This is a genomic window from Hydrocarboniphaga sp. FW305-C-57, assembly GCF_058783045.1.
On sequence record NZ_JBYSYG010000020.1, the window covers coordinates 15,898 to 28,474 of the forward strand.

Consider the following 12,577-nt stretch of genomic DNA (forward strand, 5'->3'; position numbering starts at 1 on the left):
ACGGCAAAGGGTCGGCAGCAGCCGCCGGAAGGCGGAAATGATGACACCAAACAAGCTCCGTTGTTCACGGCGATCTTTCTGCATCATCCGCGACGCCGGCCCTCGCAACGTGAGCCCGCCGGCCTTGAACCTATAATGACGCCCCATGCGCCAAGCCCCCCCGTCCCTGTTCGGCCCGCTGTTCGGGCTGGTCCATAGTGTCTACGCGGTCCTGGTGTTCTGCGTCGTCACCTTCGTGCTGATCTGCCCGCTAATCCTGGTGGTGCCGGGCGTGGAACGCCGGCGCAGGCTCGGGGCCTTCGGCACCCGGCTCGGCCTGTTGCTGATGGGCGTTCCGTTCAGCGTCAAGGGCCGCGACAAGCTGCCGCGCACGCCCTGCATCGTGGTTTCCAACCACGCGAGCTACTACGACGGCCTGCTGATGACGGCCGCGCTGCCGCCGAGCTTCTGCTTCGTGATCCAGCACGGCGTGGCGAACTGGCCCTACGCCGGGGCCGTGCTCAAGCGCATGGCGCACCTGTTCGTGAACCGCGAGGACGCGCGTGCCGGGGCGATGCAGACCCGGCAGATGTTCAAGGCGCTGCAGCAGGGCCAGTCGCTCGCGATCTTCGTCGAAGGCACGTTCAAGGCCGAGGCGGGCCTGCTGCCGTTCAAGAACGGCGCCTTCCTGCTCGCCAGAAAGGCCGGCGTGCCGGTGGTACCGGTCGCCATCCGCGGCTCGCGGCGCCTGCTCGGCGGCGGCAGCTGGCGCCCTCGCTGGAGCTGGATCGAGGTCGAGATCGGCCAGCCGATCGCCTCCGATCTCGATGTCGCCTTGCTGCGCGACGCGGCGCGCGCCCAGATCCTGTCGATGTGCGGCGAACCCGACCTGCAGCCCGCCGCCGCGGCCAGCACTCCTTCCAAAGTCCCCAAGGACGAGCCCGTCGAGCTCGTCTGAGCCTGAACATGACCGATTCGAATCTCTCGCCGCGCCAGCGCTACGAACTGGACCTCGCCAAGAGCGGCTTCGTCGCCGACGCCTCGCAAGCCGCCGCCGTCGATGCGCTCGATCAGGTGCAGCGCGCCCTGCTCGCCAATCCGCCGAAGAAGCGCCTGCTCAGCGACCGGCTGATCTGGCCGAAGGTCGAAGGGCTCTACATGTGGGGCGGCGTCGGCCGCGGCAAGACGCATCTGATGGACGCGTTCTACGACTCGCTGCCGTTCGAACACAAGCAACGCACGCACTTCCACCGCTTCATGCTCGAAGTGCACGATCGCCGCCGGCATTTCTCGCACAAGCGCGATCCGCTCAAGCTCGTCGCGCTCGAGATTTCGCACCAGGTGCGCGTGCTCTGCTTCGACGAGTTCTACGTCTCCGACATCGCCGACGCGATGATCCTCGGCAAGCTCACCGAATACCTGTTCGATGAAGGCGTCACGCTGGTCGCGACGAGCAACTGCGCGCCCGACGAGCTCTACAAGGACGGCCTGCAGCGGCAGAACTTCGTGCCGGCGATCGAGCGGCTCAAGCAGAACCTCAAGGTGCTCAACGTCGACGGCGGCGTCGACTACCGGCTGCGCGCGCTCACGCGCGTGCAGCTCTACCTCGACAGCAGCGACGCCGAGGCCGAAGCCAAGCTCGCGCAATGGTTCGGCGAAATCGCGCCCGAGCCGGGCATCGAGAACGTCACGCTGCAGATCCAGGGCCGCCCGGTGAAGGCGCGTCGCCGGGCCGACGGCGTCGCCTGGTTCGATTTCTCCGAGCTCTGCGAAAGCGCGCGCGCCGCCGCCGACTACATCCAGCTCGCCCGTGAATACCACGCGGTGATCCTCTCGCGCGTGCCGCAGCTGAGCGTCGAACACGAAGACTCCGCGCGCCGCTTCATCAACCTCGTCGACGAGTTCTACGATCGCGGCGTCAAGCTGCTGATCGCGGCCGCGGTTCCGCAGGAGCAGCTCTACACGGGCAAGAAACTGCGCTTCGAATTCAAGCGCACGCAATCGCGCCTGCGCGAGATGCAGTCGCAGGAATACCTGGCCAAGCCGCATCTGGTCTGAGGCGCGCGGCTCACCCGATCCGGCGCGCACGGCCAACACGGTCGCCCAGCGCCACGCCAAACCGCTGCCGGCGCCGGCTTGCGTGGCGCTGGCAGAGCTGGGGCCCGCCTGCCGCATACGCTATCTTGCGCTGCACGAACGAGAACCCGACAAGAACAGATTCCAGGTCAGGAACATGCGCGCAGCCCTTGCCCCAACCGCTCTGATCCTCATCGGCCTGCTGACCGGCCTGAGCCCCGCCGCCGGTGCGGCGACCGTGACCCGCGTTTCGCCGCAGGGCAGCGTCCGCGACGTCGCGCAGATCAGCATCGGCTTCGACGAAGCCATGGTGCCGATGGGCGATCCTCGCCTGCCCGCTCCGGCCGATATCCGCTGCGGCGATGCCAGGGGCAGCGGTCGCTGGGTCGATTCGCGCAACTGGGCTTACGATTTCGAAGCCACCCTGCCCGCCGGCCTGCGCTGCAGCGTCAAGCTCAAGGCCGACCTGAAGACCGAGGCCGGTGTGGCCATCACCGGCAAGCGCGAATTCGCGTTCGACACCGGCGGCCCGGCCGTGCGCCGCTCGATGCCCTACGAGGGTTCGAACGGAATCGACTCCGATCAGCTGTTCCTGCTCGCACTCGACGCGCCGGCGACACGCGAAAGCATCGAGCAGCACGCCTGGTGCGCGGTCGACAACCTGTCCGAGCGCCTTCCCGTGAAGCTGCTCGAAGGCGCCGAGCGCAAGGCCGTGCTCGATCAGCGCGAGCAGCTCGGCTACCAGTACCGGCGGCTGCTGCGCGAGAACGGCGAAGACGCCTGGACCAAACTGCCCCCCGAGCAGGCTTCCCTGCGCGAACAGCGCCTGGTGCTGCTGCGCTGCGCGCGGCCGCTGCCCGATGCCTCGGGCGTCGATCTGGTCTGGGGCTCGGGCATCGCGGCGGCCGGCGGCGCGGCGACGACGACCGACCAGGTGCTCAAGTTCGAGACGCGCTCAGCGTTCACCGCGAGCTTCTCGTGCGACCGGCTCCATCCGCAGTCCGGCTGCGTACCGGTGCTGCCGATGAGCCTGCGCTTCTCGGCGCCGGTGCCGGCCAAACTCGCGGCGAAGATTCGGATCGTCGGCGCCGGGCGGAAGATCGAACCGAAGGCTTTCGACGACGGCGAAGCGGTGGTCGAGCGCATCGAGTTCGCGGCGCCGTTTCCGGAGAATGCGAGCCTCAGCGTCACGCTGCCGGACGATCTGGCGGACGACGCCGGTCGCCCGCTGTCGAACGCCGGCAGCTTCCCGCTCGCGATCGGCACCGATGCGGCGCCGCCGCTCGCCAAGTTCCCGTCCGAATTCGGCATTCTCGAACTCAAGCAAGGCGGCGTGCTGCCCGTGACGCTGCGCGACATCGAAGACCCGGTGAACGCACTCGCCATCGGCGGCAAGAGCAAGCGCATCGACGACGAAGCGCAGATCATCGACTGGATGGCGCGCGTGCATCGCGCGGCCAATGGGCGCTGGGAAGAGCGCGCCTACATTCAGCCCGGCGTCGATTCGGTGTTCGCGGGCGACAGCGAGGTCGCGAGCTTCGAATTCCAGCGGCCGGTCGGCGGCAAGGCCTTCGAAGTGGTCGGCATTCCGCTCAAGGAACCGGGCTTTCACGTCGTCGAGATCGCGAGTCCGCGGCTCGGCGAAGCGCTGATCGGGCCGGGCAAGACGCGCTACGTCGCGACCACCGCACTCGTCACCAATCTGTCCGTGCATTTCAAATGGGGACGCGAATCCTCGCTCGCCTTCGTCACCACGCTCGATCGCGGCAAGCCCGTCGCGAACGCCGAGGTGCGCGTCGTCGATGGCTGCAATGCGAGCCCGATCTGGCAGGGACGCAGCGACGAAAACGGCATCGTGCGCATCGCCGCGACGCTGCCGAAACCGCAGACCTGGAGCAGCTGCGAGAGCAGCAGCGACAGTGCTCCACTGCTCGTCAGCGCACGTCACGACGGCGATTTCTCGTTCGTGCTGTCGAGCTGGAACGAAGGGATCTCGCCCTACGATTTCAACCTGAGCATGGGCCTCTGGGACACGCCGACCATCGGCCACACGGTGCTCGACCGCAGCCTGTTCCGCGCCAGCGAAACCGTATCGATGAAGCATTACTGGCGCCGTCACGACGCCGAGGGTTTGCGCGTTCCGGCCGAGGCTCCGGACAAGCTCATCGTCGAGCACATCGGCGGCGAGCAGCGCGTGGAATTGCCGCTCAGCTTCGATGCGCACGGCATCGCGACGAGCGAATGGAAGATTCCGGATTCGGCGCGCCTCGGCGAATACCACTTGCGGTTCGAAGGCCCCGAAAAGCCCGATGGCGAACGCATCAGCGCGGACAGCGGAAGCTTCCGCGTCGAGCAATATCGAGTGCCGCTCATGCGGGCGCTCGTCGAGCCGCCCAAGCAGCCCGCGATCGCGCTCAAATCCTTGCCGCTCGATCTCTACGTCGGCTACTTCTCGGGTGGCGGCGCGGGCGGTCTCGGCGTGAAGCTGCGCAGCCAGCTGCAGCCCAAAGCGCTCGACTTCGTTGGCTACGACGGCTATCGCTTCGGCGCGGAGCGTATCGTCGAAGGGCTCGTCGAGAATGGCGAATACGGTGACGAAGAGAACGACGAAGGCGGCAAACCTGCGAGCAGTCGCACGCAGCCGCTCGTACTCGACGCCAATGGCGCGGCACACACGGTCATCGACGATCTGCCCAAGCTCGACGAGCCCAAGACGCTCGTCACCGAGCTCGAGTATCCGGACGCCAACGGCCAGATCGCGTCGGTGCGCGGCAGCGTCGCGCTGTGGCCGGCCGGCGTGGTCGTCGGCGTCGGATCGAGCAACATCAAGGCCGGCGATGCGCTGAAGGTGCAGGCCGTGGTGCTCGGGGTCGACGGCAAACCCGCAGCCAATCGCCCGGTGTCGGTGACGCTCTACGAGCGCAAGTCGCACGGCTATCGCAAGCGCCTCGTCGGCGGCTTCTACGCGTATTCGAGCAGCACCGAAACGCGCAAGCTCGCGGCGGATTGCAGCGGACGCAGCGACGCGCAAGGCCGCTTCGAATGCAGCATCGACCCGAAGGCCACGGGCAGCATCACCATCGAAGCCGTCGCGCGCGACGACGAGGGCCGCCGCTCGCGCGCGACCAACAGCGCCTGGATATCGGGTAGCGACGACGACTGGTTCGTGCAGGGCGATTCGGATCGCATGGACGTAATTCCGGAGCAGCGCCAACTCGCACCGGGACAGAAGCTGAAACTGCAGGTACGCAGCCCGTTCCGCCACGCCACCGCGCTCGTGAGCATCGAACGCGAGGGCGTGCTCGACGCCTTCGTCACCGAAATCTCGGGCAGCGATCCGACCATCGAAGTGCCGATGCTCGACCGCTACGCACCGAACGTCTACGTCTCCGTGCTCGCGCTGCGCCCGCGCATCAGCGACTTCCGCAGCAAGCTCGCGAGCTTCCTGCGCTGGCTCGGGCTCGATCGCTTCATCGGCATCGAAGGCGGCAATCCGACCGCGATGGTCGATCTGTCCAAGCCCGCGTATCGGCTCGGCATCGCCGCCGTCGACGTCGGCTGGGATGCGCATCGCCTGCTCGTCAAGGTCAAGCCCGCGCAACCGCAGTACAAGACGCGTGACAAGGCCAGCGTGGACATCGAAGTGAAGACGGCCGACGGCAAGCCCTTGCCCGAAGGCGCCGAGCTCGCGTTCACTGCGGTCGACGAGGCCTTGCTCGACCTGCTGCCGAATCGTTCGGTCGAGGTGCTCGAAGCGATGATGCAGCGCCGCGGCATCGAAGTGCTGACGTCCACCGCGCAGATGCAGGTGGTCGGCAAGCGGCACTACGGACGCAAGTCCGCGGCGCCCGGCGGCGGCGGCGGACGCGGGGCTCCGCGCGAAATGCTCAACAGCCTGCTGAGCTGGCAGGCGCGCGTTCCGCTCGATGCGCAAGGCCATGCGAAGCTCGAAGTTCCGCTCAACGATGCGCTGACCGAGTTCCGCTTCACCGCGGTCGCGAGCGCCGGCAGCGACCGTTTCGGCGAAGGCCATGCGAGCGTGCGCACGACGCAGGACGTGCAACTGCTGTCGGGCCTGCCGCCGCTCGTGCGCGAAGGCGACGAGTACGAGGCGCTGTTCACGCTGCGCAACACCAGCGATCAGCCGCAGAGCATCGCGCTGAGCGCGTCGCTGCGAGATCAATCCGATGCCGAACTGCCCGCTCCGGCTTCGCAGCAGATCAGCCTGCCGGCGCAATCCGCGCAGCCCGTGCACTTCACGGTCAGCGTGCCTTACGGCATCAGCGGCTTGAGCTGGACCGTCAGCGCCAAGGGCGGCAGCGGCGAAACGCTCGACGCCTTGCGGGTGACGCAGCAAGTGGCGGCAGCGGTTCCGGTGCGCGTGCAGCAGGCGACGCTGCTGCAAATCGATGGCCCGCAATCCTTGCCGGTCGCGGCGCCATCCGATGCACTGCGCAGCGGCGCAGCAGAGACGCCTGCCCGTGGCGGTGTGCGCATCGCGCTGTCGCCTTCGCTGACGTCGAGCCTCGCCGGCGTGCGCGAGTGGATGCAGGCCTATCCGTACAGCTGCAACGAGCAGCAGGCTTCGCGCGCAGTCGCGACGAACAACCGCGAAGCCTGGAACACGCTCATGAGCCGCCTGCCGACCGCGCTCGACGGCGACGGCCTCGCCAAGTACTGGGCGATCGACACGCTCGAAGGCAGCGACGTGCTCACGAGCTATCTCGTGCAGCTCGCCGACACCAGCGGCTGGCCGATTCCGGACGATACCCGCGAGCGCATGCTCGGCGGCCTCGAACGCTATGCCGCGGGCCGCATCCGCCGTGGCGGCGCGATCGGCAATTCGGTGCTGGTTCCGCGCCGGCTCGCCGCGATCGAAGCCTTGTCGCGCCACGATCGCGCCAAGCCCGAATGGCTCGAATCGATGAGCTTCGATCCCACGCTGCTGCCGACCTCGGCACTGATCGACTGGATCGGCATCCTGCAGCGCGTGGACCAACTGCCGCGCAAGGCCGAGCGCCTGGCCGAGGCCAAGTCGGTGCTGCGTTCGCGGCTCGACCTGCAGGGCACGCGACTCGGGCTGTCATCCGACCGGGACTCGCTGTCCTGGTGGCTCATGGGCTCGGTCGACAGCAACGCCAATCGCGCGATTCTCGCGCTGCTCAAGGAAGCCGACTGGAAGGCCGACCTGCCGCGCCTCGTGCGCGGCGCGGTCGATCTGCAGCGGCGCGGCCACTGGGATTTGAGCACCGCGAACGCCTGGGGCTCGCTCGCGCTCGAACAGTTCGCGGGCGCCTTCGAGCGCGGCAAAGTCACGGGCAGCACGCGCGCCGAACTCGGAGCAAGCGCGCAGCAAAGCGATTGGAGCAAGCTCGCGGCGGGCGCCGATCCGGCACCGCTCGACCTGCCCTGGCCGCTCGCCTCCGCCGATTTGAAACTCACGCACGACGGCGGCGGCGCGCCCTGGGCCATCGTGCAGACGCGCGCCGCGGTGCCGCTGCGCGAACCGTTCTCGGCCGGCTATCGCATCAAGCGCACGATCACGGCCGTCGAGCAGAAGCACAAGGATCGCTGGAGCATCGGCGACGTCGCGCGCATCAGGCTCGAAGTCGAAGCCGCATCCGACATGGGCTGGGTCGTCGTCGACGATCCGGTGCCCGCGGGCAGCAGCATCGTCGGCAAGCTCGGCCGCGATTCGGCCTTGCTCGCCGCTGGCGAACAGTCCAGCGGCCAGGCCTGGCCGAGCTTCGAGGAGCGCCGCTTCGATGCCTATCGCGCCTACTACGAATACGTGCCGAAGGGGCGCTTCTCGACCGAGTACACGCTGCGCTTCAACGCCGCGGGCCGCTTCACGCTGCCGGCGACGCGCGTCGAGGCGATGTACGCGCCCGAGATGTTCGGCGAGACGCCGAATGCGATGATCGAGGTCAAGGAGCCCTAGTCCCAGTACGAAAGATCTGGCATTCCCGCGCAGGCGCGCCACACCAGCCGCTTCGTTCCGCATTTCTTCCGAACCATGCGAATTCCGAGGCTCACGTTCAAACGCTCGGCGCTCGCGCTGGCCTCGCTGCTCGCACTGATCGTGCTGCTGTTCGCCCTGCGCATCGAGCGCGACACGCGGCCCCGGCCGCTGCCCGATTTCGCGAGCCTGCGCGAGCACTACCGCTCGTCCGAGGCGCAGCTGCTCGATCGCAACGGGGTGCCGTTGCAGACGCAGCGACTCGACCTGTCGCAGCGCCGGCTCGGCTGGGTGGCGCTCGATCAGATTTCTCCGGCGCTGATCGACACGCTGATCAAGGCCGAGGATCGGCGCTTCAAATCGCATTCGGGCGTCGATGCGCTCGCGATCGCAGGCGCGATGCGCGATCGGGCGCTCGGCCGGGCCTATCGCGGAGCGAGCACCCTGCAGATGCAGCTCGTCGGCCAGCTCGATCCGGCATTGGCTTCGACGGCCCAGCGTCGCGGCCTGCTGCAGAAACTGCGGCAGATGCGCGCCGCGAGGTCGCTCGCGGCCAGTTGGTCGCGCGACGAGGTACTCGAGGCCTATCTGAATCAGGTGAGCTTTCGCGGCGAGACGCAGGGCGTCGCGGCGGCTTCGGCGCAGCTGTTCGGCAAGCCGGCTTCGGCGCTCACGCTGGCCGATTCGCGCACGCTCGTCGCACTGTTGCCTGCGCCCGGTGCGAAGGCCGAAGCCGTCGCGCGGCGCAGCTGCGCGATCGGCTCGCTGCGCGGCGACGACTGCGACGCGCAGCGGGCGCTGACCTTCGCCGCACTCGCGCGTCCGCCCGCGATCGCGCTCGAACACAATCTCGCGCCGCATCTGGCTCGCCGCCTGCTGCGCGAGCCCGGCGAACGCTTGCGATCGACGCTCGATGCGCGCGTCCAGCAGCTGTCCGTGCAGGTCTTGCAGAACCAGCTGCGCTCGCTCGTCGGCGAGCGCGTGCGCGATGGCGCGGCCGTGGTCGTCGACAACGCGAGCGGCGACGTGTTGGCCTACGTCGGCTCGGCCGGTCCGGGCAGCCGCGCGGCGCAGGTCGACGGCGCGCGTGCGCTGCGCCAGGCCGGCTCCACGCTCAAGCCCTTCCTTTACAGCCTGGCGATCGAGAAAGGCTGGCTCACGGCCGCGAGCCTGCTCGACGATTCGCCGGTCGCGCTCGAGGCCGGCGCCGGCCTCTATCGGCCGCAGAACTACGAGCACGACTACCAGGGCCTGGTCAGCGTGCGCACCGCGCTCGCGGGCTCGCTGAACATTCCGGCCGTGCGCACGCTCGTGCTCGCGGGCACCGAGGCGTTCCGCGAGCGCCTGCACGCACTCGGCTATGTCGACGGACTCACCGAATCGGGCGAGTTCTACGGCTATTCGCTCGCGCTCGGCTCGGCCGAAGTGAGCCTGCTCGAACAGGCCAACGCCTATCGCACGCTCGCCAACGGCGGCCGCTGGTCGGCGTTGCGCTATCGGTTGGACGAAGAAGCACCGCCGCCGCGCCAAGCGATGTCGGCCCAGGCCGCCTTCATCGTCCGCGACATCCTGGCCGACCGCGGCGCGCGCGCGGTGACCTTCGACCTCGAAGGCCCGCTGTCGACTTCTTACCGCGCCTGGGTCAAGACCGGAACGAGCAAGAACCTGCGCGACAACTGGTGCGTGGGTGGAAGCGCGCGCTACACGGTCGCGGTCTGGGTCGGCAACTTCGAGGGCGACCCGATGCGCACGGTCTCGGGCATCACCGGCGCGGCCCCGGCCTGGCGCGAGATTCTCGATGCGCTCGAGGCCATCGCCGCGTCGCCACGCGAGCCCGAGACGCCGCCCGCAGGCCTCGTGCACCAGCACGTGCGCTATGCGGGCGCGATCGAAGCCGAGCGCGAGGAATGGTTCACCGAGGGCACCCAGACCGCGCTGGTCGCCCCGGCGCCCGGGCTCGCGGCGCGCGCGCGCATCGTCTCGCCGGCGGCCGGCAGCTTCATCGCGCTCGATCCGGACATTCCGCTGCCGCGCCAGCACCTGCCGCTGCGCGTCGAACCGGCTTCCGCCGACCTGCGCCTGCGACTCGATGGGCGCGTGCTCGGCGACGCGGCCCGGCCACGACTGTGGACGCCGCTGCCGGGCCCGCACAGGCTCGAGCTGATCGACGCCCGCGACCGGGTGCTCGACAGCGTGAACTTCAGCGTGCGGACGCCCAGCTAGGGTGGAAACATTGACCGAGCTGCCGCTCTCTGCGTCCCGGCGCGACCGGCGTTCGCCCGGCTCGCCAAACCCGGTCGATTCGGGCTCGCTTCCGCCAGGGCCGCTATCATCCTGCCCATGATCAAGGTTCTGACGATCGAAGACGACGAGATCACGGCGCGCGAAATCATCGCCGAGCTGTCCTCGCACGGCATCAGCGTCGACTGGGCCGCCAACGGCCACGAAGGGCTGCAGAAGGCCTCGGGCACGCGCTACGACGCGATCACGCTCGACCGCATGCTGCCCGGGCTCGATGGCCTGGCCGTGGTCAAGGGCCTGCGCGAGGCCGGCGTCGACACGCCAGTGCTGATGATCAGCGCGCTGTCCGATGTCGACGAGCGCATCCGCGGGCTGCGCGCGGGCGGCGACGACTACATGACCAAGCCGTTCGCTCCGGACGAGATGGCCGCGCGCATCGAGGTTCTGATGCGCCGCCGCGGCAACACACCGACCGTGCTCGACCTCAAGGTGATGGACCTGGAGCTCGACCTCATGAGCCGCACGGCCCGTCGCGGCAGCCAGGAACTGAGCCTGCTGCCCACCGAGTTCCGCCTGCTCGAATTCCTCATGCGCAACAGCGGCCAGGTGCTCACGCGCATGATGATCTTCGAGACCGTCTGGGGCTATCACTTCGACCCCGGCACCAATCTGATCGACGTCCATATCGGCCGCCTGCGCCGCAAGATCGACCTGCCCGGACTCACGCCGCTGATCCATACCGTCCGTGGCCAGGGCTACACCTTGAGTGCGAGCGCAGCACTTGGCGAACGGCACTGAGCGCCCGCTGCGGACGCTGTTCCTGCGCGCCACCAGCACGCGCATCATCGCCGTCTACGGCCTGCTGTTCGTGCTCTGGAGCAGCGCGGTCATCAGCTTCATCTACTGGGAAAGCAGCCACTACCTACGCTCGGTGATCGACGAGATCATCGCCCAGCGCATGAGCTATCTCTCGAGCGTCGCCCCTGGCCAGCTGCCCGGTGCGATGAACGCGATCACCGCGATGGGCAATCTGACGCAAGGCGGCTTGTTCGACGAGCAGGGCCGTCATCTCACCGGCGGCCTGCGGCAGATACCCGAGGGCCTGGCGATCGACGGCAAGATCGTCGAACTCAGCAACGTTTCGACGACGGCCTATGGCAATACCGGGCCGGCCGTGATTCCGCACGTGCGGGCCGTCGCCAAGCGGATGCCGAACGGCGAACTCGTGGTGCTCGCGCGCGATGCGCGGGTGGTCGATCGCATCGGCAGCATCATCGGCGGCGCTCTGCTGTGGGGGCTTTCGCTGACGATCATTCCGGGCGTCGTCGGCGGCCTGCTGCTCGCCCGCGGTCCACGCAAGCGCATCGAGAAGATCGGCCAGACCACCGAGCTGATCATCCGCGGCGATTTCTCGAAGCGGCTGCCGGTCTCCTCGCGACACGACGAACTCGACATGCTCGCGGGCATCGTCAACCGCATGCTCGGCGAGATCGAGCGGCTGGTCGGCGAGATCAAGGGCGTCTGCGACAACATCGCGCACGATCTGCGCACGCCGCTGACGCGCCTGCGCGCCCAGCTGCACCGGCTGCGCCAGCAGACGCCGGCCGACGACGTGCGCTCCGCGACACTCGAGCGCTGCATTACCGACACCGACGCCCTGCTCGATCGCTTCCGCGCCCTGCTGCGCATCTCCGAACTCGAGTACCTGCATCGCCGCGCCGGCTTCGATGGCACCGATCTGTCGGCCACGCTGCGCCAGCTGCACGAACTCTACGCTCCGCTCGCCGAGGACAAGAGCGTTCGCTTCTCGCTCGAGATCGCAGAGCCGCTCGATGTCCGCGCCGACGCAGGCCTGATGTTCGAAGCGATGAGCAACCTCGTCAGCAACGCGATCAAGTTCACGCCGGCCGGCGGCGAAGTGCGGCTATGCGCAGCCGTCACGTCCGCCGGCGTGCGCGTCGACGTGATCGACAGCGGCCCGGGCATACCGGCCGAGGAGCGCGATTCGGTCCTGCAGCGCTTCTATCGCAGCGAGAATGGCCGCGATGTCGAAGGCTTCGGCCTCGGCCTCAGCATCGTGGCGGCGATCGTCCGACTGCACGGCTTCCAGCTCGAAATCGGGGCCGCGCACGAAGGCGGCGGAACGCGCGTGAGCCTGCGCTGCTGGCCCGAAGAGCTGGTCGGGGCGTCGCGAGCCGCCACCGAAGACGCCCGCACGGCGCTCGGCCCGCGGCTCAAGAGCGACACTTTTTCGGACCATTTCCATAACTCGTCCGAATGACCCGATAACTTCTATTTATCACGCGATCGGCATCGCATAGG

6 protein-coding genes are annotated in these 12,577 nt (G+C 68.3%); all 6 read left to right on the forward strand.

The window, feature by feature from the left end; all coding sequences use genetic code 11:
• Positions 1–145: 145 nt before the first annotated feature.
• The 6 genes from AC3WUM_RS24485 (at position 146) to AC3WUM_RS24510 (ending at position 12,536) form a co-directional block, all read left to right on the forward strand.
• On the forward strand, positions 146–937 hold the full coding sequence (locus AC3WUM_RS24485; RefSeq protein WP_492413862.1) for a lysophospholipid acyltransferase family protein: 792 nt from the start codon (positions 146–148) through the stop codon (positions 935–937).
• Positions 938–945: 8 nt separating this feature from the next.
• The gene (gene zapE, locus AC3WUM_RS24490) at positions 946–2,037 is read left to right on the forward strand and encodes a cell division protein ZapE (protein ID WP_492413864.1); all 1,092 of its coding nucleotides are present in this window, start codon (positions 946–948) and stop codon (positions 2,035–2,037) included.
• Between the two features lie 175 nt (positions 2,038–2,212).
• Positions 2,213–7,996, forward strand: coding sequence for an alpha-2-macroglobulin family protein (locus AC3WUM_RS24495; RefSeq protein ID WP_492413866.1), 5,784 nt, complete (start codon positions 2,213–2,215; stop codon positions 7,994–7,996).
• A gap of 75 nt (positions 7,997–8,071) precedes the next feature.
• Positions 8,072–10,237 (forward strand): penicillin-binding protein 1C, encoded by a 2,166-nt coding sequence (gene pbpC, locus AC3WUM_RS24500; RefSeq protein ID WP_492413867.1) that lies wholly within the window; start codon positions 8,072–8,074, stop codon positions 10,235–10,237.
• A 117-nt stretch (positions 10,238–10,354) separates the two neighbouring features.
• The gene (locus AC3WUM_RS24505) at positions 10,355–11,053 is read left to right on the forward strand and encodes a response regulator transcription factor (RefSeq protein WP_492413869.1); all 699 of its coding nucleotides are present in this window, start codon (positions 10,355–10,357) and stop codon (positions 11,051–11,053) included.
• Positions 11,037–12,536, forward strand: coding sequence for a sensor histidine kinase (locus tag AC3WUM_RS24510; protein WP_492413871.1), 1,500 nt, complete (start codon positions 11,037–11,039; stop codon positions 12,534–12,536). The genes AC3WUM_RS24505 and AC3WUM_RS24510 overlap by 17 nt, the downstream gene beginning before the upstream one ends.
• Positions 12,537–12,577: the final 41 nt, after the last annotated feature.